22 protein-coding genes are annotated in these 19,469 nt (G+C 67.6%); 6 read left to right on the top strand and 16 right to left on the bottom strand.

Annotated features, from left to right (window positions below):
- Positions 1-67: 67 nt before the first annotated feature.
- The 3 genes from ACOZBP_RS09970 (at position 68) to ACOZBP_RS09960 (ending at position 3,488) form a co-directional block, all read left to right on the top strand.
- Positions 68-1,546 (top strand): globin-coupled sensor protein, encoded by a 1,479-nt coding sequence (locus tag ACOZBP_RS09970; protein ID WP_422676276.1) that lies wholly within the window; start codon positions 68-70, stop codon positions 1,544-1,546.
- A gap of 66 nt (positions 1,547-1,612) precedes the next feature.
- Complete coding sequence (gene bioB, locus ACOZBP_RS09965) at positions 1,613-2,629, top strand: biotin synthase BioB (protein WP_422676275.1); 1,017 nt, start codon at positions 1,613-1,615, stop codon at positions 2,627-2,629.
- A 208-nt stretch (positions 2,630-2,837) separates the two neighbouring features.
- Positions 2,838-3,488 carry a suppressor of fused domain protein gene (locus tag ACOZBP_RS09960; protein ID WP_422676274.1) on the top strand — a complete coding sequence of 217 codons (651 nt, stop codon included), beginning with the start codon at positions 2,838-2,840 and terminating at the stop codon, positions 3,486-3,488.
- Between the two features lie 49 nt (positions 3,489-3,537).
- Here the strand turns inward: ACOZBP_RS09960 and ACOZBP_RS09955 are convergent, their stop codons facing one another.
- The 10 genes from ACOZBP_RS09955 to ACOZBP_RS09910 form a co-directional block, all read right to left on the bottom strand.
- Positions 3,538-4,743, bottom strand: coding sequence for a divergent polysaccharide deacetylase family protein (locus ACOZBP_RS09955; RefSeq protein WP_422676273.1), 1,206 nt, complete (start codon positions 4,741-4,743; stop codon positions 3,538-3,540).
- A 128-nt stretch (positions 4,744-4,871) separates the two neighbouring features.
- Positions 4,872-6,314, bottom strand: a complete 1,443-nt coding sequence (locus tag ACOZBP_RS09950; RefSeq protein WP_422676272.1) for a S41 family peptidase — start codon at positions 6,312-6,314, stop codon at positions 4,872-4,874.
- Between the two features lie 135 nt (positions 6,315-6,449).
- Complete coding sequence (locus ACOZBP_RS09945) at positions 6,450-7,544, bottom strand: murein hydrolase activator EnvC family protein (protein ID WP_422676271.1); 1,095 nt, start codon at positions 7,542-7,544, stop codon at positions 6,450-6,452.
- Positions 7,544-8,008 (bottom strand): 23S rRNA (pseudouridine(1915)-N(3))-methyltransferase RlmH, encoded by a 465-nt coding sequence (rlmH, locus tag ACOZBP_RS09940; protein WP_422676270.1) that lies wholly within the window; start codon positions 8,006-8,008, stop codon positions 7,544-7,546. Before rlmH ends, ACOZBP_RS09945 begins: the two co-directional genes overlap by 1 nt.
- Before the next feature lie 21 nt (positions 8,009-8,029).
- Positions 8,030-8,461 (bottom strand): ribosome silencing factor, encoded by a 432-nt coding sequence (gene rsfS / locus ACOZBP_RS09935; protein ID WP_422676269.1) that lies wholly within the window; start codon positions 8,459-8,461, stop codon positions 8,030-8,032.
- 116 nt (positions 8,462-8,577) lie between these two features.
- On the bottom strand, positions 8,578-9,252 hold the full coding sequence (locus ACOZBP_RS09930; RefSeq protein ID WP_422676268.1) for a nicotinate-nucleotide adenylyltransferase: 675 nt from the start codon (positions 9,250-9,252) through the stop codon (positions 8,578-8,580).
- 99 nt (positions 9,253-9,351) lie between these two features.
- Complete coding sequence (locus tag ACOZBP_RS09925; RefSeq protein ID WP_422676267.1) at positions 9,352-9,969, bottom strand: DUF6655 family protein; 618 nt, start codon at positions 9,967-9,969, stop codon at positions 9,352-9,354.
- A gap of 1 nt (position 9,970) precedes the next feature.
- Positions 9,971-10,411: a VOC family protein gene (locus tag ACOZBP_RS09920; RefSeq protein WP_422676266.1), complete on the bottom strand. Its 441-nt coding sequence runs from the start codon at positions 10,409-10,411 to the stop codon at positions 9,971-9,973.
- A gap of 3 nt (positions 10,412-10,414) precedes the next feature.
- The gene (locus ACOZBP_RS09915; RefSeq protein ID WP_292035349.1) at positions 10,415-10,651 is read right to left on the bottom strand and encodes a zinc-finger domain-containing protein; all 237 of its coding nucleotides are present in this window, start codon (positions 10,649-10,651) and stop codon (positions 10,415-10,417) included.
- Positions 10,652-10,708: 57 nt separating this feature from the next.
- The gene (locus ACOZBP_RS09910; protein WP_422676265.1) at positions 10,709-11,014 is read right to left on the bottom strand and encodes a hypothetical protein; all 306 of its coding nucleotides are present in this window, start codon (positions 11,012-11,014) and stop codon (positions 10,709-10,711) included.
- Between the two features lie 187 nt (positions 11,015-11,201).
- On the opposite strand from ACOZBP_RS09910, the gene ACOZBP_RS09905 reads away from it, so the two are divergent.
- Positions 11,202-12,176 carry an ABC transporter ATP-binding protein gene (locus tag ACOZBP_RS09905; RefSeq protein WP_422676264.1) on the top strand — a complete coding sequence of 325 codons (975 nt, stop codon included), beginning with the start codon at positions 11,202-11,204 and terminating at the stop codon, positions 12,174-12,176.
- 50 nt (positions 12,177-12,226) lie between these two features.
- On the opposite strand, the gene ACOZBP_RS09900 is transcribed toward ACOZBP_RS09905, so the two are convergent.
- Positions 12,227-12,631 carry a Tat pathway signal protein gene (locus ACOZBP_RS09900; RefSeq protein WP_422676263.1) on the bottom strand — a complete coding sequence of 135 codons (405 nt, stop codon included), beginning with the start codon at positions 12,629-12,631 and terminating at the stop codon, positions 12,227-12,229.
- A 76-nt stretch (positions 12,632-12,707) separates the two neighbouring features.
- Between ACOZBP_RS09900 and ACOZBP_RS09895 the strand changes: the two genes are divergently transcribed.
- Positions 12,708-13,190: an RNA pyrophosphohydrolase gene (locus tag ACOZBP_RS09895; protein ID WP_422676262.1), complete on the top strand. Its 483-nt coding sequence runs from the start codon at positions 12,708-12,710 to the stop codon at positions 13,188-13,190.
- A 210-nt stretch (positions 13,191-13,400) separates the two neighbouring features.
- On the opposite strand, the gene ACOZBP_RS09890 is transcribed toward ACOZBP_RS09895, so the two are convergent.
- The 5 genes from ACOZBP_RS09890 to ACOZBP_RS09870 all read right to left on the bottom strand — a co-directional run bounded on the left by ACOZBP_RS09890 (position 13,401) and on the right by ACOZBP_RS09870 (position 18,314).
- A complete protein-coding gene (locus ACOZBP_RS09890) occupies positions 13,401-13,670 on the bottom strand; it encodes an ATP synthase F1 subunit epsilon (RefSeq protein ID WP_422676261.1) in 270 nt (89 codons plus the stop codon).
- A gap of 3 nt (positions 13,671-13,673) precedes the next feature.
- Positions 13,674-15,212 (bottom strand): F0F1 ATP synthase subunit beta, encoded by a 1,539-nt coding sequence (gene atpD / locus ACOZBP_RS09885; protein ID WP_422676260.1) that lies wholly within the window; start codon positions 15,210-15,212, stop codon positions 13,674-13,676.
- Between the two features lie 37 nt (positions 15,213-15,249).
- Complete coding sequence (locus ACOZBP_RS09880; protein WP_422676259.1) at positions 15,250-16,128, bottom strand: F0F1 ATP synthase subunit gamma; 879 nt, start codon at positions 16,126-16,128, stop codon at positions 15,250-15,252.
- A 30-nt stretch (positions 16,129-16,158) separates the two neighbouring features.
- Positions 16,159-17,691 (bottom strand): F0F1 ATP synthase subunit alpha, encoded by a 1,533-nt coding sequence (gene atpA / locus ACOZBP_RS09875; RefSeq protein ID WP_422676258.1) that lies wholly within the window; start codon positions 17,689-17,691, stop codon positions 16,159-16,161.
- Positions 17,692-17,759: 68 nt separating this feature from the next.
- Positions 17,760-18,314: a F0F1 ATP synthase subunit delta gene (locus tag ACOZBP_RS09870; RefSeq protein ID WP_422676257.1), complete on the bottom strand. Its 555-nt coding sequence runs from the start codon at positions 18,312-18,314 to the stop codon at positions 17,760-17,762.
- Between the two features lie 322 nt (positions 18,315-18,636).
- Between ACOZBP_RS09870 and ACOZBP_RS09865 the strand changes: the two genes are divergently transcribed.
- Positions 18,637-19,464, top strand: a complete 828-nt coding sequence (locus ACOZBP_RS09865; RefSeq protein WP_422676256.1) for a TerC family protein — start codon at positions 18,637-18,639, stop codon at positions 19,462-19,464.
- The last annotated feature ends 5 nt before the right edge of the window (positions 19,465-19,469 follow it).

Here is a 19,469-nt window from a genome sequence, read left to right as displayed (position 1 = left end):
CCCCTAAGGTTCAAAGGGATAAACAGGCGCGCTCCCCTGCGCCGCGTTGCGTAGCGAGACGTTGATCATGGCGGGCGAAAACATCGACCACCGCATGGGTTTCATGGGCCTGGGTCCGGCGTCGCCCGGCTATCGCGCCATGGGTCCTTTGCTGCGCAAGGAAGCGCCGGTCGCCCTGGCCGCCTTCTATGACCGGGTGCGCGCCGAGCCCACCACGCGTCGCTTCTTCCGCGAGGAGGCGCACATCGCCGCCGCCAGCAAGGCGCAGGAGCGCCACTGGGACTCCATCATCGACGGCCGCGCCGACGCCGACTACGCCAAGTCCGTGCGCACCATCGGCCATGTCCACGCCCGCATCGGGCTGGAGCCGCGCTGGTATATCGGCGGCTACAGCGTCATCCTGGCCCACCTGACGCGCGCCATCGCCGGGCGTCCGCGGAAGTTCTGGGCCAACAGGCGCGAGCACGACCGCGTCACCGCCGAAGCCGTTTCCGAGCTGACCCAGCGGGTCATGCTGGACATGGATCTGGCCATCTCCATCTACCTCGAGGTGCTGCAAGACGAGCGCGACAGGGTGAAGGCCGCCCACGACGAGGCCGAGGCGCGTCAGACCGAGGTGGTCCGCGCCCTGGGCGCCGCCCTGCACGACCTGGCCGAGAACGACCTGTCGACCACCATTCCCGGCGTCTTCCCGGAACAGTACCGCAGCCTGCAGAACGACTTCCACGCCGCCACCCGCGCCCTGCGCACGGCCGTCCGCGCCGTGGCGGACAGCGTCGAGAGCCTGAGCGCCGGGTCCAACCAGCTGGCCACCGCGTCGGAAGATCTGGCCAGCCGCACCGAGCGTCAGGCCGCCAACTTGGAGCGCACGGTCAACGAGGCCGACGCCATCGCGCGCGCGGTGGCCACGACCGCCGACAATGCGCGCCAGACCGCCGAGGCCCTGGCCGCCGCCCGCGTCGATGTCGAGGACAGCAGCCAGGTGGTCGGCGAAGCCGTTTCAGCCATCCACGCCATCGCCGAATCCTCGACCGGCATCGCCCGCTTCACCAGCCTGATCGACGAGATCGCCTTCCAGACCAACCTGCTGGCCCTGAACGCCGGGGTCGAGGCGGCGCGCGCGGGCGAGGCAGGTCGCGGCTTCGCCGTGGTGGCCCAGGAAGTCCGCGCCCTGGCGCAACGCTCGTCCGAAGCCTCGGGCGAAATCCGCACCCTGATCTCGACCTCCTCGGCCCAGGTGGCGCGTGGCGTCGACCTGGTCGAACGCACCGGAGAGGCGCTGGAGCGGATCGGCGGCCGCGTCGTGGCCATCGACGGTCTGGCCGGCGGCATCGCCAGTTCGGCCAAGGAACAGGCCGAGGGCCTGGCCCGCGTCCGCCGCACCATGGGCGAGATGGACGACATCACCCAGCAGAACGCCGCCATGACCGAAGAAGCCACCGCCGCCGCCCGTCAGCTGGCCACCGAGGCCGTCAGCCTGAACCAGCAGGTCGGCCGCTTCCGTCTGGATCGTGGGGCTGGGCCGCATCTGCGCGCGGTGAGCTAGGCCGGAGAACACCGGCGCGTGACTTCCGGCTTGGCCGCGCCGCCGCGCACGGCTAAGCCGTCGGCCATGGCTGACGACGCATCGATCCGACCCGCCCGCGATCTCTCGATCCCCCGCCACGACTGGACGCTGGAGGAGGTCGAGGCCCTGTTCGCCCGCCCCTTCATGGAGCTGGTGTTCGAGGCCGCCACCGTGCACCGCCGCACCTTCGACCCCAGCGAGGTGCAGAAGTCGCAACTGCTGTCGGTCAAGACCGGCGGCTGCGCCGAGAACTGCGGCTACTGCTCGCAGTCGGCCAGCTTCAAGACCGGGCTCAAGGCCGAGAAGCTGATGGAGCCGACCGCCGTCATCGCCGAGGCCATGGCGGCCAAGGCCGGCGGGGCCAGCCGCTTCTGCATGGGCGCCGCCTGGCGCGAGCTGAAGGACCGCGACACGCCCAAGCTGGCGGCCATGATCGCGGGCGTGAAGGCCCTGGGTCTGGAGACCTGCGCCACCCTGGGCATGCTGAACGCCGACCAGGCGAAACAGCTGAAGGACGCGGGCCTCGACTACTACAACCACAACCTCGACACGGGGCCTGAGTATTACGCCGAGGTGGTGACGACCCGGTCCTATCAGGACCGTCTGGACACCCTGCAACACGTCCGCGACGCGGGCATGAGCACCTGCTGCGGCGGCATCGTCGGCATGGGCGAGAAGCGCCGCGACCGCGCCGGCCTGCTGCACGCCCTGGCCACCCTGCCCGTCCATCCCGACAGCCTGCCGGTCAACGCCCTGGTTCCGGTCGGCGGCACGCCCCTGGGCGAGCGGGTGCTGAAGGAGGGCGAGATCGACCCGATCGAGTTCGTCCGCACCGTCGCCGTCGCCCGTCTGGTCTGCCCCAAGTCCATGGTCCGCCTGTCGGCCGGTCGCGAAGGCATGACGCCCGAGATGCAGGCGCTCTGCTTCTTGGCCGGCGCCAACTCCATCTTCGTCGGCGGCAAGCTCTTGACCACGCCCAACCCGGAAGAAGACGACGACGCCAAGCTGTTCGCCCTGCTCGACCTCAAGCCCATGCCGCTGAGGGGCGAGGCGCGGGCCTAGGTCGTCCCGAACGGCCTCAACCAAAGATAAGGGGCGTCAGCGCCGCCTCGACCGCTCAAGCGACGCCGCTCGGAGCTAGGCGCCAATGTCCATTGGCGGCGTCAGCGCTAAGGACTGCTCACGACCCGTGCCGACGTTCGCAACGTCCACTTCCAAGGCGTTTGTGGTCAGGATAGTCATGCGACTGGAGACAGTCAGGGCGGCAAGAATGGATCTCGAAGAGGTTTGGCGGATTCGCGAGGAAGAGGTCTATCCAAGGCTGTTTGGGCCTGCGAGCCGAGGGATCTTTCCGCTCAACTCGGAAGTTTTCAGCCGCTTCGGGCCGCAAGAGATCGCCCCAAGATGGCTGACGATGGGGGTGTTTGAGTTTGCCCCGACCTCTGCACGACAGTCATGGCTTTACGTCACGTCGGGCTATTCCAACCCGTGGAACGATGATCCGACCGACTATAATCCCGAAGGAGAATCGGGTGCTGGTGTCGAGTTCACCCTGACAACCACGGAACAGGCCGACTGGGCTATCCAAACGCTCCAGTCGATGCTTGCCTTCGACCTTCTACTGGACGCTGGCCGATTTCCTCCCAGCCAGCGGCTATTTCTTCATGATCGGGTGCCGCTTCACGGCCCAGTTAACGGCCGTTCAGAGTGCCTGGTGAGGAACCTGATCATGGTTGAGCCAGAGGGCTTTGATCAGGAGTTTTTGCTGCCGTCCGGTGTCGTAATCCTCGTGACATTCATCGGCACAACCGATGCAGAAACCGCTTTTGCGCGAACCGAAGGAACTGACGGATTAATCGAGCGGCTTCGCGCTGCCGGACATTTTCCTAGCATTGATCCCGGTCGCCCCTCCGTCTGCTAGCCGCCGTTAGATGATATTCAAAACGTCCGACTATCCCCGGGACTGAAGCCTACCGCCCCGGGCGGCGCGTCATGGCCGAGGCCGGGGCCAGTTGCAGGCCGCGCGCTTCCAGGCCGGACGTCCAGCGGGCGGCAGCTTCGACGGTGACAGGGTAGCTGAAGCCGGTTCCCAGGGCCGCGCCGCGCGTCTTGGCGGCGGCTTCCAGGGCGTTGAGCTGGCCCATGATGGCGGCGGGGCTCTGGGTCTCGTCGATGATGCGGTCGGCGCTGGCGCGGGCGAAGGCGCCGGGTTTGCGACGCATCGAACCGTCGTCGAGGAAGGCGACGCCGCGCTGACGAAGCACGGTCAGCATGGCGCCCATGCCCTCGTCCGAGGTCGCGAAACGGTCGCCCAGATAGTTGGTTACGCCGAAATAGCCGGTGGCGCGGCCCAGCAGCCAGTCCAGCTTGGCCTCGACGTCGTCGGCGCCGCCGCTGGACAGCAGGGTGTAGGGGCCAGGGTCGTTGTCGGGATAGCCGGTCGGCTCCATCGGCAGTTCGATCATCACCTCATGGCCCTGGGCGCGGGCCATGTCGATCCAGCCTTGCAGGCCCTCGGCGTAGGGCACGAAGCTGAGCGTGACTTCGGCCGGCAGGCGTTCGATGGCCGCGCGGGTGGTGACGGCGTTCAGGCCCAGACCGCCGACGACCAGGGCCACCATGGGCTTGCCGTTCGAGCGGAACGGCCGGGCATAGGCTTGCGCCGGAACGCGGCCGTCCGGCGCAATGCGCGGCAGGGGGCCGTTGGGACCGGGCGAGAACAGGCCGGCGATGGGGGCCTTGGGCAGGGGGTTCGAGGGCGCGCGCACAGGCGCGCCGATGGCCGAGCCGCCCGCGACGGTGGCGCCGTCCGGCAGGGTGATCAGGGCCTCGCCCCCCGCCGCGCCATTGGGATCGAGCAGGGCGGGATCGACGCCGCCGAGGTCCTGATAGAGGTCCAGGCCGCTCATGGAAAAGGCGTCGACGCCGGTCGGGGCGGGATCGGCGGCGGCCGCCGGGCGTTGCAGGGCCACGCGGGCCGAGGGCGCGCCCGCGCGGGGATCGCCCAGGACGGCGACGAACAGGGCTCCGGCGACCAGGACAAAGACGCCCGCTGCGGCCACGGCGACCGGCGGCTTCTTCAGCGCGGCGACGATGGTGTCGCGCGTGACGCGCGACCGCGCTTCCGGCGGCGCACCGGCGGCGGCGGCGAGAGCGGACTGGCGCTTGGCGAACATGGACAGGGCGGCGCTCTGACGACGGGGGCGGGACTGAAGAACCGCCTGACGCGGCTCCTCTCGATCCTCACTTATCCCCAGCGCCGGTTAAGAAACCCTAACGGCGCGTTCACCACGTCCAGACGCGATCAGTCCTTCTTCGGCTCATTGCCGGGCGTGATCTCCGGCAGGCGCGCAGGCGGGGCGGACGCATCGGGCGTCACCGTCACCTTCGGCGTCGCGGCCTCGGCCGTCTCGACCGGCTCGGAACCCGCCGCGGTGACCACGACGTTTTCCGGCGCGGCCGCCAGCCGCGTCAGGTCGCCGCCCGCGCGCAGCACGTCCAGGGCGCGCTGCAACTGATAATCCTTGGTCTTGTCGAAGTCCGCGCCGGGCGCCTCGTGCGGGGTGTGCGGTCCCTTGCGCTCTGCGCCGATGGAGGAGTCCAGCGCGGTGGCGTAGGCGGCCTCCGAATAGATGAAGCTGGAGCGCGAGACGATGCGCGCCTCGGCCTCAGACCGCGCCACTTCCAGATCCGGCTCGATGCCGATCTTCTGGATCGAGCGGCCCGACGGCGTGAAATAGCGCGCCGTGGTGATCGACAGGGCGCCGTCGGCGCCGCCGCGCAGCGGAATGACCGTCTGCACCGATCCCTTGCCGAAGCTGGTCAGGCCCACGACGGTGGCCCGCTCCTGGTCCTTCAGCGCGCCGGCCACGATCTCGGACGCCGAGGCCGAGCCGTAGTTGATCAGCACGACCAGGGGCAGGCCGCCGGTCAGGTCGCCGGACTTGGCGGCGTAGCGCTCGATATCATCGGGCTTGCGGCCGCGCTGGCTGACGATCTCGCCGCGTTCCAGGAAGGCGTCGGACACGTCGATGGCGGCGTTCAGCAAGCCCCCGCCGTTGTTGCGCAGGTCCAGGACATAGCCCTTGAGGCCCGGCTTCTCGGCCTTGAGGCGGTTGATGGTTTCCGTCAGTTCGCGGCCGGTGTTCTCGTTGAAGGTCGAGACCCGCAGATAGCCGAAGTCGCCTTCGAGACGGCCGGTTACGGATTCGACCTTGATGACCTCGCGGGTCAGCACGACCTCGCGCGGCTCCTCGCCGTCGCGCAGGAAGGTCACCGTGACGCTGGCGCCGATGGCCCCGCGCAGTTTTTCGGACACTTCGGAAACGGTGAGACCGGCGGCGTTCTGGCCGTCGATGGCGCTGATGACATCGCCCGCCTGAACCCCGGCGCGGCCTGCGGGGCTGTCGTCCATCGGCGAGATGACCTTCACCAGCCCCCCCTCGGAGGTGATGGTCAGGCCGACGCCGGAATACTCGCCCGTCGTCCGTTCACGCAGTTCGCCATAGGACTTGGGCGGCAGATAGTTGGAGTGCGGGTCAAGCGCCGTCATCATGCCCGACAGGGCGGCCTCTATCAGCTTCTTGTTGTCGACCGGCACCACATAGGCCTGTTCGACGATGCCCAGCACGTCGCCGAACATCTGCAGCATGCGGAAGGTCTCGTTGCGCGGAGTCTGGCTGGCGACAGCCGCCGCCGACCCGCCCAGGGCCAGGGCGGCGCAACCGATGAGAAGCAGTTTACGCATTCGGTGTCTTTCCATCGGACCCGCGCGGGCTCCGGTCGTCCAGGGAGGCGTCGGCGTGTTCAGACGCCGCCGTCGGATTTCTCGATACAATCAGCCTCAGCGCGGATTTGAAAGGACTTTCGCTCCGCCGCGGCCCTATTGGAGCCAGGGGGCGGGGTCGATGGGCCGTTCGTCGCGACGCAGTTCGAAATAGGCCTCGCCGTCCTCGCCGGTGCGACCCAGGGCCTGACCGTCGGCGACCCGCTGGCCGGTGTCGACTGACAGCTGGTCCAGCCCGGCCACCACCACGCGCCAGCCGGGCCCCAGATCCAGGATCACCACCTCGCCCCACTCCTTCAGCGGCCCGGCGTAGGCGACGCGAGCGGCGGCCGGCGCGGCGATGACTTCGTGACTGGAGCGCCAGCGCCAGCCGCTGGAGCCCCCGCCGAACCGCTGCGACGGCGCGCCCTGCACCGGTGCGGTCAGGCGGCTGCGACCGGCCGGCAGGCGGGCGGCGGCGACCTCTGCCGCCGCCTCGGCGACGACCGGGGTCTGGCCGCCCAGCGCGCGGATGCGGGCCTCCAGGGCGCGAGTCGCACGCTCTGCACGAGCGGCCTCGGCGCGCAGGACGGCGCGCAGGGCGGTCTTTCGCGCCGACAGGCTCTCGATCTCGGCCCGGCGATCGCCCTGCGCGCTCTCGACGGTGAACAGGCGTTCGCTGGACAGGGCGGCCAGGCGGCGGATGCGGATCACCTCGGCCTGACGCTCGACCAGCGCCTTCGCGCGCGCCTGAAGCTCTGGCGTCATGGCGCGGATCAGGATGGAGGCGCGCACCGTGTCGATCGCCTTGTCCGCCGGGATCAGCAGGGGCGGCGGCGGCTTGCGGCTCATCATCTGCAGGGCCGACAGCAGGCGTCCCTGACTGGCGCGTTCGCGCGACAGGGAGGCGACCAGAGCGGCCTCCCGTTCGCCCAGCTCCTTCAGGCGGGCGCGCTGGGATTCCATCTGCACGTCGTCCGCCGCCTCGGCCCGGCGCAGTTCGGCCAGTTGGCGGTCCAGATCGACCACCTCATCGCCCGCAGCCGCAGCCTCGGCGCGCAAACGTCGCGCGCGCGCAGTCTCGTCGCGATACTCGGCCTGAAGCCGGGTCAGTTCAGGATCGGGCGCCGGCGCGCGCTGCCCCGACGCCGGACCGGCCAGCATCAGGGCCAGCCCCGACGACAACAGCAGAAGCCCCGCTTCCCGGCGCATCAGTCGCGGTGATAGGGGGAGCCGGACAGGATGGTCACGGCGCGATAAAGCTGTTCGGCCAGCATGGCGCGAGCCAGGGCGTGGGGCCAGGTCTGCGGTCCGAAGGCCAGGGTCGAACGGGCGGCGGCGCGAACGCTTGCGTCCAGCCCGTCAGCCCCGCCGACGGCGAAGACCAGGCGCCGCTCGCCCTGATCGCGCAGGGCGGCGATGTGGTCGGCGAAGGCGCGGGATGAATAGGTCTTGCCCCGCTCGTCGCAGGCGATCAGGTGCGCGCCCTCGGCGGCGGCCAGGATCAGTTCGGCCTCGGGCGCCTTGCCCGATTTGCGGGGTTCGAGATCAAGCAGCTCCAGCGGACCGAGCCCCAGAGGACGACCCGCCAGGGTCGCCCGCCGGGCATAGTCGTCGGCCAGGGCGGCCTCGGGACCGCGGCCCGGCTTGCCGATGGCCGCGATCGCCAGCTTCATGGAGTCAGCTCAGTCCGAGGATCAGGCGGCGCCGGCGCCGCGGTGGGCGCTGTCGACGGCCCAGATCTTCTCGATGTTGTAGAAGGTGCGCACTTCGGGGCGGAACAGGTGAACGATGACGTCGCCGGCATCCAGCAGGACCCAGTCACAGTGAGGCAGACCCTCGACCTTGACCTTGCCCAGACCCATTTCCTTGAACAGGCGCAGCAGGTGGTCGGCCAGGGCGCCGACGTGACGGTTCGACCGGCCCGAAGCCACGATCATGGCGTCGGACATCGGGCTTTTGCCGCGCAGGTCGATGAGGACCATGTCGAGGGCCTTGTCGTCGTCGAGCTTGGCGATGACAGCGCGTTCCAGATCGGTCAGGCCGACGGGAAGCGGGGCTTGATCGCCGAAACTGGGACCGCCTTCGGTCTGACCGTCATCGGAATGGACGGGATCCATAGGGTCCATTTCGTGGGCCGCGTTGGAAACGGCGGCGTCTTGCGCATCGTGCGCGGGCGAGGGGGTCAGCGGAGGGCTCCGGGGAGATTACTAAAGCGGCAACCTAGCACGTTCCCGCCGAAAGGTCACCCACCGCCGGGAATCGGCGCCTCGCCTCGACGAATCGCCGAGGAAGAGCGGGGATTCAGCGGCGCTGTCAGATAGGTCCAGGCGGGCGCATGCAAGCTTGGCAACAGGCCCGCCCGCGGCGCCGGGATGCGGAATCGGGCGTAGCGGGAAGCGGCCGGCGCGGTGCGGCTGTCCAGCTGGCTGCCGGGCCGGGCGATCACCGCCACCGGCATCAGATGCATGATGTCGGTCCAGCCCCGCCAGCGATGGAAGCTGGCCAGATTGTCCGATCCCATCAGCCAGACGAACTGGACGCCGGGATAGCGGGCCTTCAGCAGGCGCAGGGTGTCGACCGTCCAATGCACCCCCGCGCGGGTCTCGAAATCCGAGACGATCATGGCGGGCCCGACCGTGGCGGCGACGGCCCTGGCGGACGTCATGCGGTCGGCAAGCGGCGCCGTCTCATGGTTCGACTTCAACGGGTTTTGCGGCGAGACAAGCCACACCACCCGGTCCAGGCCCAGACGTCGCATCGCCGTTTCGGCCACATGGGCGTGGCCGTCGTGGGCCGGGTTGAAGGAGCCGCCGAACAGGCCGACCTTCATTCCCGGACGCAGGCTCAGCCCGTCGCGCAGGGCGCCGGGTCGAGGGCCGAGGCCTTTCGGCGCGGGACCGGCGTGAAAGAAGGACAAGGGCGGCTCTTTGGCGGCGGCGAGAGGGCGGACTTATGCTCACCCGCGCCCTAACACGGCCCGTCGCCCCTGTCTCTGGTCAGCAGGCGGAAGAAAGCTTCAGAACTCTTTCCAGCTCGACCCCGGATCGCGCTCGCCCGGCTGGGCCAGTTGCTGGCCCCAGGTGATCATCATGAAGGCCTTGTGACTGCGGATCTTGTACTGGCCGATCATCGGCGTGACCGCGCCCAGCGGCAGGCCGGTGCGACCGTCGTAGAGGAAGCCCGAAAACTCGGCCACGCCCATGCGGTCGCGATTGGAGTAGATCGACAGTTCCGGGATGGAGACGACGTTCAGCGTCTCGTTGATCGGCACCCGCATGTCGGGGATGCCGATGACCCGGCGCATCTGCTCCAGCGACAGGGCGCCGGCGCGGACCTCGAAGATGGCGTCGGCGCTGTCACGGTCGCGGCTGATGGCGTAGCCGGCGTCCGACAGGGCCGCTCGGATGGCGCTCAACGCATAGCGGGCGTTCTCGGCCTGGAAATAGGTCTCGTCGATGAAGACGCGCGCCCCTTGCGGGATCGGCAGGGTCAGGCCCTCGACCGCGCGGTCGGCGGCGCGGTTGACCAGCAGCATGTCGGTGGCCGTCCGCGCCGGATTGGTCTCGGTCACCGAGGCGCAACCGGCAAGAGCCGCGATCGCCGCCAGCAGGGCGATCAGACGCGCAGACGTCAAATCACCAGGCTCCCACGTTGGGCATGGAGGTCCAGGGCTCGGCGGGGGCCAGACGCTCGCCAGCCTGCAGCAGTTCGATCGAGATGCCGTCGGGCGAGCGGACGAAGGCCATGTGGCCGTCGCGCGGCGGGCGGTTTATCGTCACGCCTCCATCCATCAGACGCTGGCAGGCGGCGTAGATGTCGTCGACCGCAAAGGCCAGGTGGCCGAAGTTGCGACCGCCCTGATAGTCCTCGGGGTCCCAGTTGAAGGTCAACTCGACCTCGGGCGACTTCTCTGACTCGGCGCGGGCCTTGTCCTGGGGCGCAGCCAGATAGATCAGGCTGAAGCGCCCGGCCTCTGAGTCCATCCGGCGCGTCTGCACCAGACCCAGCAGGTCACGATAGAAGTGCAGCGACGCCTCCAGGTCCTTCACCCGGACCATGGTGTGCAGATAGCGCATGGCTCAGTGGGCCTCGGGCGGGCGGGCCGCCGGGTCCAGGTATTCGTTCTCGGGGTGCGAATGCGCCGACAGGACGAAGCGACGGTCGCAGTAGCCGCACTCGACGAAGTCGTCCTCGCCCATCTCAAGATAGACCAGCGGATGGCCGAGAACGCCGCCGCCGTCGCAGGCGACGCGCTTGGACGAGACCACGATCTCTTCGGGGGCGGGGATGACGGCGTCGGTATGGCGGGGAGGCATGGGGTCCGGTCCGGTCTGGAAGGCTTGCGCCTTCCCTAGGCGGACCGGACCTTTAGGTCAAACCTCGGAGGTCGGGATCGCAGGCTGGCCCTTACGGCCAAACAGCTTGTCCAGCATGGCCTTTCGTTTCTTGAACAGGGTCAGGCCCAGGCAGCCGGCGCCGACCCACAGACCGATCTCGCCGATCAGGGCGGCGACGGCGGCGAGCAGGGCCGCATGGGTCATGTCCAGATGCTCCAGCTTGCCGGCCAGCAGGGCCAGACCCATGCCGGTGTAGCCGAGGACGCAGACGCCCATGGCGGCGAAGCCGATCAGGCGGGTCTTGATCAGCGGCTTCTTGGTCGAGGCTTGCAGGGCGGTCATGAACGTCTCTCCATCAAGGTAGGTTGTCCTTATGACAAGGACCCTAGACATGCCGAAAACATGCGTCAAGCATCATTTACACAAAGACACGGAAACTTGTCTCTGCGTCGCACGACAGCGCCTTGGCGAATGCGCCTGCGCGCCCTACCTATGCCGCACGCTTCCCGCCGCCCGAGTGAACGCCCGCATGACCGAGACCCCTGCCCTGCCCGTCAACGCCATCGAGGTGCGGGGCCTGAAGAAGACCTATGCGGGCAACAAGAAGTCGCCGGCCAAGACGGCCCTGCGCGGCGTCGACCTGACGGTGCCGCGCGGCTCGATGTTCGGGCTTCTGGGGCCGAACGGCGCGGGCAAGTCGACCCTGATCAACATCATCGCCGGGGTGGTGAACAAGTCCGAGGGTACGGTCCGCATCTGGGATCGCGATATCGACCACGAGGCCCGCGACGCGCGCGCCGCCCTGGGCGTGGTGCCCCAGGAGATCGTCGCCGACGTCTTCTTCACCCCGCGCGAGGCGCTGGAGGTTCAGGCCGGCTTCTATGGCGTGCCGGCCAACGAGCGCCGCTCGGATGAACTGCTGGCGGCGCTGGGCCTGTCGGACAAGGCCAACGCCTATGTCCGCGCCCTGTCCGGCGGCATGAAGCGCCGCCTGATGGTGGCCAAGGCTCTGGTGCACAATCCGCCGGTGCTGATCCTGGACGAACCGACGGCGGGCGTGGACGTCGAGCTGCGCCGCCAGCTGTGGGAATACGTGCGCAAAATCAACGAGGAAGGCGTCACCGTCATCCTGACCACCCACTACCTCGAAGAAGCGCAGGAACTCTGCGACACCATCGCCATCATCAACCGCGGCGAGGTCGTGGCCTGCGAGCCGACGCGCGAACTGCTGAAGCGGCTGGACACGCGCAATGTGGTGGTGACGCCGGAGACGGCGCAGGAGGTTCTGCCTGAACTGAAGGGCTTCGCCGTCGCGCCGCGCCCGCACGGGGCCTTTGTCGTCACCTATCGCACCGGCGAATCCAGCGTCGAGCAGGTGCTGATGGCCGTCCGCGCGGCCGGCGTGAAGATCAAGGACATCGCCACAGAGGACCCGGACCTGGAAGACGTCTTCCTGGCCCTGACCTATGGCGACGCCAGCCGGCCCAGCCCGACGCAGGACTGAAACCCCTCAATCCTCCCCTGCGCAGCGGGGGAGGATCAAGAACGACGGCGCTAAACCACCATCACCGTGCCGAGCAGCAGCTTGGCGCCCGGCTTGCCCAGAACCCGGTCGGTGGCCGCCTGCAAGGCGCGGCTCAGCCATTCGACGTCCGGCGGGGCGCCCGGCAGGATGCGTTCGCCCGCCAGCCGGATCACTTCGTTATAGGCGGCGCTGAGGCGCGGCCTGGACTGGTCGGCGCGGGCGCGCAGAGCGGTGTCGGCCACATCGACCCCGACCTCGACCGTCATCACCCCGCGCCGCCCGTCGCGGCGCAGGATGGTGGCCGTGGCCGTGGGCAGGGGGATATAGGCGTTTGCGGGCGCGCCGCCGCCTTCGCTCTTGCCGGAAGCTTCAGCCTCAGCAGCGACGAGTGCGGTTCCCAGGGCGGCGAGGCCGATCAGTGCGCGACGATCCATGCCTCTACCTATTCCCCGCCCGCTTAAGGCTCGGTTACGGCTGGCGGGCTGTCGCGCCTCGGCGTAATCGGGACGGATGAGCCAGACCGATCTTTCCGCCTATCGCCCCAACGTCGGGGTGGTGCTGTTCAACGCCGCTGGACAGGTCTGGCTGGGCCGCCGCGCCAACACGCCCGAGCCGTGGAACTGGCAGTTCCCGCAAGGCGGCGTCGACGAGGGCGAAGACCTGGAGGCGGCTGCGCTGCGCGAACTGCAGGAAGAAACCGGCGTGCGCTCAGTCGAGCTGCTGGGCCGCACCGGAGGCTGGATCGTCTATGACTTCCCCGAGGGCATGGACGGACCCAAGGCATGGAAGGGCTTCAAGGGCCAGAAGCAGGTCTGGTTCGCCTTCCGCTTCACGGGCGATGACAGTGAATTCGACCTGGCCGCCCACGGCGAGCCGGAGTTCGACGCCTGGCGCTGGGGCGCGCTGGAGGAAGCGCCCGGCCTGATCGTGCCGTTCAAGCGCGAGGTCTATCAGCAGGTGGTGGCGGCCTTCGAGGACCTGCCGAGGAGCTAAGGCCCCTCCCGCTCATCCCGGAGGACGCCGGGATCCAGTGAGAGCCGCGCGCACCTGACCCGGCCAAATCTTCGCAACTTCTGACGTCGCGCTTGAAGCCAAAGGACTGGATCCCGGCCTCCGCCGGGATGAGCGGTCTTGTGGTTGGCGCAACGAAAAAAGCCCCCCGCCGAAGCGAGGGGCCCTGATCTTGTCCGCGTCGCAGAAGCCTCAGGCTTCGACGATTTCAGACGCTTCTTCGGCCAGGATGCTGAGGCCCTGGGCGTTGACGTCGGCGAAACCGCCCTTGACCATGAACTGACGACGCGCCGCGCCGTCATAGACCGTCACCACGCCTTCGCGCAGGGTGGTCATGAAGGGCGCGTGGCCGGGCAGGACGCCGAAGTCGCCCTCGACGCCCGGCGCATCGACCTGATCGACCGAGCCCGCGAAGATTTCGCGTTCCGGGGCGACGAGGGAGAAGTTCAGCTTACCCGCCATGAATCAGACTTCCGCAGCCATCTTGGCGGCTTTTTCGACGACTTCTTCGATGGCGCCGACCATGTAGAAGGCGGCTTCCGGAAGGTGGTCGTACTCGCCGTCGCAGATGGCCTTGAACGAACGGATGGTGTCTTTCAGCTCGACGAACTTGCCCGGCGAGTTGGTGAACTGCTCAGCCACGAAGAAGGGCTGCGACAGGAAGCGCTGGATCTTGCGAGCGCGCGACACGACCAGTTTGTCGTCTTCCGACAGTTCGTCCATGCCCAGGATGGCGATGATGTCCTTCAGCGCCTTGTACTGCTGCAGGGTTTCTTGAACGCGACGGGCGACGCGGTAGTGTTCCTCGCCGATGACCAGCGGGTCCATGATGCGCGAGGTCGAGTCCAGCGGGTCCACGGCCGGGAAGATGGCCTGGGCCGCGATGTCGCGGTTCAGAACGGTCGTCGCGTCCAAGTGGGCGAACGAGGCGGCGGGCGCGGGGTCGGTCAAGTCATCGGCCGGGACGTAGATGGCCTGTACCGAGGTGATCGAGCCCTTCTTGGTCGAGGTGATGCGCTCTTGCAGGTTGCCCATCTCGGTGGCCAGCGTCGGCTGATAGCCCACGGCCGAGGGGATGCGGCCCAGCAGAGCCGACACTTCCGAACCAGCTTGGGTGAAGCGGAAGATGTTGTCGACGAACAGCAGCACGTCCTTGCCTTCTTCGTCGCGGAAATATTCTGCGATCGACAGGCCGGTCAGGGCGACGCGAGCGCGGGCGCCGGGAGGCTCGTTCATCTGGCCGTAAACCAGGGCGCACTTGGAGCCCTCGGTCGAGCCGTTGTTCTTGGCCGGGTCCACGTTCACGTTGGACTCGATCATCTCGTGATACAGGTCGTTGCCTTCGCGGGTGCGTTCACCCACGCCGGCCAGAACCGAATAACCGCCGTAAGCCTTGGCGATGTTATTGATCAGTTCCTGCATGGTCACGGTCTTGCCGACGCCGGCGCCGCCGAACAGGCCGGTCTTGCCGCCCTTGGTGTAGGGGCAGATCAGGTCGATGACCTTGATGCCCGTGACCAGGATTTCCGACGAGGTCGACTGCTCTTCGAAGGTCGGAGCCTCGCGGTGGATCGAGCGGTATTCCGTGGTCTGGATCGGACCGGCTTCGTCGATCGGCTGGCCGACGACGTTCATGATGCGGCCGAGCGTGCCCGGGCCGACCGGCGCCATGATCGACTTGCCGGTGTCGACGACGGCCTGGCCGCGGGTCAGGCCCTCGGTGGTGTCCATCGAGATGGCGCGGACCATGTTCTCGCCGAGGTGCTGGGCGACCTCGAGGACCAGGGTGAAGGGCTCGCCCGTCTTCTGGTCGACGTTCTGGGTTTCCAGCGCGTTCAGGATCGCCGGCAGGGCGCCGGAGAACTCAACGTCGACGACGGCGCCGATGACCTGGGCGATCTTGCCCGTGCCTGCGACTTGGCCAGCGACGGCGGCGGCTGCTGCCTTCTTGGGAGCAGCCGGCTTCTTGGCTGCGGTTTTCTTCGGGGCGGTGGTGTCGGTCATCGTGCGTGTCCGTATCGGAATGTCTGGCGGGTCGGGATCAGAGCGCTTCGGCGCCGGCGATGATCTCGATCAGCTCGGTTGTGATCTGGGCCTGGCGTTTGCGGTTGTACTGGAGCGTCAGGCTGTTGATGAGGTCGCCCGCATTGCGCGTGGCATTGTCCATCGCGGCCATTTGCGCGCCGAAGAAGCCGGCCTGGTTTTCGTAGAGGGCGGCCAGGATCTGCGTCGTCAGGTTGCGCGGCAGCAGGGTCTCGAGAATTTCCTCTTCCGAGGGCTCATACTCGTAGACCGCGCCGTTCAGGTCGATCGGCTCGGCGTCGCCGGCCACGACGGCCGGGATCAGCTGGTTCGCGGTCGGGATCTGGGCGATCACCGACTGGAACTTGCTGTAGAACAGGGTGACGACGTCAGCCTGTCCGCCTTCGAAGCTTTCGGCGATCAGTTCGGCGATCGGCTGCGCAGCGGCGAGACCCAGGACCTTGTGCTCGCTCAGCTCGAAGGTCTTGACGACCTTGTCGCCGAACAGGCGCGTCAGGGGATCACGCGACTTCTTGCCCACGGCGATGACGCGAACGTCCTTGCCCTGGGCGATCAGGCTGTTGATCCGGTCGCGGGCGGCGCGGACGACGTTGGACGAGAAGCCCCCCGCCAGACCCTTGTCCGCCGTGGCGACCACGATCAGGTGACGTTGGTCGGCGCCCGTGCCGGCCAGCAGTTTCGGCGCGCTGTCGCCCGAGACGCCAGCCGCCAGATTGGCGATGACCGAGGCCATCCGCGTCGCATAGGGGCGGGCGTTCTCCGCCTGCTCCTGCGCGCGCTTCAGCTTGGCCGCGGCGACCATCTGCATGGCTTTCGTGATCTTCTGCGTCGCCTTGACGCTTCCGATCCGATTGCGCATTTCCTTGAGGCTGGCCATCCGGCGCTACTCTCGCTCTCTGGTCAGTGCTTAGGCGAAGGTCTTGGCGAAGGCGGCCAGGACGTCCTTGAGTTCGGCTTCCAGTTCCGGCGTCAGAGCCTTCTTGGTGCGGATGCCTTCCAGCAGCGAAGCGTGGTTCGAGTGGACGCGGGCCAAGAGCTCGCTCTCGAAACGGCCGATGTCCGACACCGCCACGTTGTCCAGGTAACCGCGGGTGCCGGCGTAGATCGAGACGACCTGCTCCTCGACGGCCAGCGGCGAGTACTGCGGCTGCTTCAGCAGCTCGGTCAGGCGGGCGCCGCGGGCCAGCAGCTTCTGGGTCGAGGCGTCCAGGTCCGAGCCGAACTTCGCGAAGGCGGCCATTTCACGGTACTGGGCCAGCTCGCCCTTGATCGAACCTGCGACCTGTTTCATCGCCTTGATCTGGGCCGAGGAGCCGACGCGCGACACCGAGATGCCGACGTTCACGGCCGGACGGATGCCCTGGTAGAAGAGGTCCGATTCCAGGAAGATCTGGCCGTCGGTGATGGAGATCACGTTGGTCGGGATGTAGGCCGAAACGTCGTTGGCCTGGGTTTCGATGATCGGCAGAGCCGTCATGGAGCCCGAACCATTGTCCTCGTTCAGCTTGGCCGAACGCTCCAGCAGGCGGCTGTGCAGGTAGAAGACGTCGCCCGGGTAGGCTTCACGGCCGGGCGGACGGCGCAGCAGCAGCGACATCTGACGATAGGCCACGGCCTGCTTGGACAGGTCGTCATAGACGATCAGGGCGTGCATCCCGTTGTCGCGGAAGAACTCGCCCATGGCGGTGCCGGCGAACGGGGCCAGGAACTGCAGCGGAGCCGGTTCCGAAGCCGTGGCGGCGACGACGATGGTGTATTCCAGAGCGCCGGACTCTTCGAGGGTCTTGACGATCTGGGCGACGGTCGAGCGCTTCTGGCCGATGGCGACGTAGATGCAGTACAGCTTCGCCGATTCGTCGGTCGAGGCGTTGACCTTCTTCTGGTTCAGGATGGTGTCGATGGCGATGGCGGTCTTGCCGACCTGACGGTCGCCAATGATCAGCTCGCGCTGGCCGCGGCCGACGGGGATCAGGGTGTCGATCGCCTTCTGGCCGGTCTGCATCGGCTCGTGAACCGATTTACGCGGAATGATGCCCGGGGCCTTGACGTCGACGCGGCGACGCTCGGTGAACTGGATCGGGCCCTTGCCGTCGATCGGCTCGCCCAGCGGGTTGACGACGCGGCCCAGCAGGCCCTTGCCGACCGGCACGTCCACGATCTCGCCCAGACGGCGGACTTCGTCGCCCTCGGCGATCTGAGCATCGGCGCCGAAGATCACGGCGCCGACGTTGTCGCGCTCCAGGTTCAGGGCCATGCCCTTCACGCCGGCCTTGGGGAACTCGATCATTTCGCCGGCCTGGACATTGTCCAGACCGTGGATGCGCGCAATGCCGTCGCCGACGGACAGCACTTGGCCGACGTCGGAAACGTCGGCTTCAACGCCGAAGTTGGCGATCTGCGACTTGAGGATGGCCGAGATTTCGGCGGCGCGGATGTCCATGGTGGGCTCTCTGGCTTTCGTCTTCGGTGCGGGCCGTCAGGCGCGCTGCATTCTTGTTCGGCGCGCGCTTACGCGCGCTTGAGGGCAAACTTCATCTGGTCGAGCTTGGTCTTCAGCGAGGCGTCGAACAGCTTCGACCCCACCTTGACCTTCAGGCCGCCCAGGATCGACGGATCGACGCGGGCGGTCAGTTCGGGATCGCGACCCAGCGACGTGCGCAGGGCCGACTGAATGCTCTTGGTCTGGGCCGCCGACAGCGGCAGGGCCGAGACGACCTCGGCGGCCACGACGCCCGTCAGCCTGGCGTACAGCGCCTGGAAGCCGGCGATCACGCCGGGCAGGTCGCGCGCGCGGCCGTTCTCAGCCAGAAGGCCGAGGAACTTCCGGGTGACAGGGTTGAACTTCGCCTTGTCGGCGATGGCCGACAGGCCCTTGCCCTGGTCTTCGGCCGAAATGACCGGCGACTGGGCCAGGCGGCGCAGGTCCGCGCTTTCCAGCCAGGCGGCCTTCAGCGAGGCGAGATCGCCGCGCACGGCGTCGAGCGCCCCCGTCTCTTGCGAGAGGTCGAACAGCGCCTGAGCATACCGTCCGCCGACTTCCGTCGTTCTGAAATCGTCCGCCACGTAATAAAGGTCCGCGATTTGAAGCGTTTGGGTCGAGTCCGGCCGCGATCTCCCGCGCCAGACAAGGGCTTGATTTGCTTATGGAAAGCATACTTGGGACACATCTTGCGATGCATCCTTCGTCAAAGCCGCGCGGCTGATAACACGCAAGGTCCGCGCTCGCAACCGACGGGAACGGAACGATAAGGTCGCACCCGCGCTCTTTCGCCGGACTCCAGACCCCTGCGGCGCCCGGGTGCGACGTCATCGCCGCCCCTGCCTGCTTGATGCAACCTCACGTTCCCGTTACCGCTTATGGCTATCATCACATTCTGGAACTCCGATGCTTGAAAGCATAACTCCCCTGCTGAGCGACCCGGCCGCCTGGGCGGCCCTCGTGACCCTGGTGGTCATGGAAGTCGTGCTCGGCATCGACAACCTGATCTTCATCTCGATCCTGTCGAACAAGCTGCCGCCCGAGCATCGCCAGCGCACCCGCCGCATCGGCATCGGCCTGGCCCTGGTCATGCGCCTGGGCCTGCTGGCCGCCATCGGCTGGATCGTCGGCCTGACCGCCCCCGTCTTCGACCTGGGCCTCCAGGGTGAAAGCTTCGACACCGCCTTCAGCTGGCGCGACCTGATCCTGATCGCCGGCGGCCTGTTCCTGGTGTGGAAGGCCACCAAGGAAATCCACCACGCCGTGGACGTCGCCCCGTCCAACGACATGCTGGAGAAGGACAAGAAGGACGTCGTCATCAACAATGTCGGTTCGGCCATCTTCCAGATCATCCTGCTGGACCTGGTCTTCTCGATCGACTCCATCCTGACCGCCGTCGGCATGACCGATCACGTGCCGATCATGATGGTGGCCGTGGTCATCGCCGTCCTGGTCATGCTGCTGGCTTCGGACCCGCTGGCCAACTTCATCGACAAGAACCCGACCATCGTCATGCTGGCGCTCGGCTTCCTGCTGATGATCGGCGCGGTGCTGATCGCCGACGGCTTCGGCGTCCATGTGCCCAAGGGCTATATCTACGCCGCCATGGCCTTCTCGGCCCTGGTCGAGGTGCTGAACATGTGGTCGCGCAATGCGCAGATCAAAAAGGCCAAGGCCCAGGAAGCCGCGCAAGCGGCCCTGAACAAGGCCGAAACCGCCGAACCCGGCGTCTGATCGTG

Source organism: Brevundimonas sp. NPDC058933 (genome assembly GCF_049315965.1).
Taxonomy (GTDB): domain Bacteria; phylum Pseudomonadota; class Alphaproteobacteria; order Caulobacterales; family Caulobacteraceae; genus Brevundimonas.
This window is presented reverse-complemented; position numbering and strand designations above follow the sequence as displayed.

Bases quoted from the DNA above. Each gene is read 5' to 3' on its own strand.
- atpD (WP_422676260.1), bottom strand. From the start codon at position 15,212: ATGACCGACACCACCGCCCCGAAGAAAACCGCAGCCAAGAAGCCGGCT.
- ACOZBP_RS09950 (WP_422676272.1), bottom strand. From the start codon at position 6,314: ATGCGTAAACTGCTTCTCATCGGTTGCGCCGCCCTGGCCCTGGGCGGG.
- atpA (WP_422676258.1), bottom strand. From the start codon at position 17,691: ATGGACATCCGCGCCGCCGAAATCTCGGCCATCCTCAAGTCGCAGATC.
- ACOZBP_RS09945 (WP_422676271.1), bottom strand. From the start codon at position 7,544: ATGCGCCGGGAAGCGGGGCTTCTGCTGTTGTCGTCGGGGCTGGCCCTG.
- ACOZBP_RS09905 (WP_422676264.1), top strand. From the start codon at position 11,202: ATGACCGAGACCCCTGCCCTGCCCGTCAACGCCATCGAGGTGCGGGGC.
- ACOZBP_RS09915 (WP_292035349.1), bottom strand. From the start codon at position 10,651: ATGCCTCCCCGCCATACCGACGCCGTCATCCCCGCCCCCGAAGAGATC.
- ACOZBP_RS09920 (WP_422676266.1), bottom strand. From the start codon at position 10,411: ATGCGCTATCTGCACACCATGGTCCGGGTGAAGGACCTGGAGGCGTCG.
- ACOZBP_RS09890 (WP_422676261.1), bottom strand. From the start codon at position 13,670: ATGGCGGGTAAGCTGAACTTCTCCCTCGTCGCCCCGGAACGCGAAATC.
- ACOZBP_RS09900 (WP_422676263.1), bottom strand. From the start codon at position 12,631: ATGGATCGTCGCGCACTGATCGGCCTCGCCGCCCTGGGAACCGCACTC.
- ACOZBP_RS09970 (WP_422676276.1), top strand. From the start codon at position 68: ATGGCGGGCGAAAACATCGACCACCGCATGGGTTTCATGGGCCTGGGT.
- rlmH (WP_422676270.1), bottom strand. From the start codon at position 8,008: ATGAAGCTGGCGATCGCGGCCATCGGCAAGCCGGGCCGCGGTCCCGAG.
- ACOZBP_RS09960 (WP_422676274.1), top strand. From the start codon at position 2,838: ATGGATCTCGAAGAGGTTTGGCGGATTCGCGAGGAAGAGGTCTATCCA.
- bioB (WP_422676275.1), top strand. From the start codon at position 1,613: ATGGCTGACGACGCATCGATCCGACCCGCCCGCGATCTCTCGATCCCC.
- ACOZBP_RS09895 (WP_422676262.1), top strand. From the start codon at position 12,708: ATGAGCCAGACCGATCTTTCCGCCTATCGCCCCAACGTCGGGGTGGTG.
- ACOZBP_RS09910 (WP_422676265.1), bottom strand. From the start codon at position 11,014: ATGACCGCCCTGCAAGCCTCGACCAAGAAGCCGCTGATCAAGACCCGC.
- ACOZBP_RS09865 (WP_422676256.1), top strand. From the start codon at position 18,637: ATGCTTGAAAGCATAACTCCCCTGCTGAGCGACCCGGCCGCCTGGGCG.
- ACOZBP_RS09880 (WP_422676259.1), bottom strand. From the start codon at position 16,128: ATGGCCAGCCTCAAGGAAATGCGCAATCGGATCGGAAGCGTCAAGGCG.
- rsfS (WP_422676269.1), bottom strand. From the start codon at position 8,461: ATGGACCCTATGGATCCCGTCCATTCCGATGACGGTCAGACCGAAGGC.
- ACOZBP_RS09955 (WP_422676273.1), bottom strand. From the start codon at position 4,743: ATGTTCGCCAAGCGCCAGTCCGCTCTCGCCGCCGCCGCCGGTGCGCCG.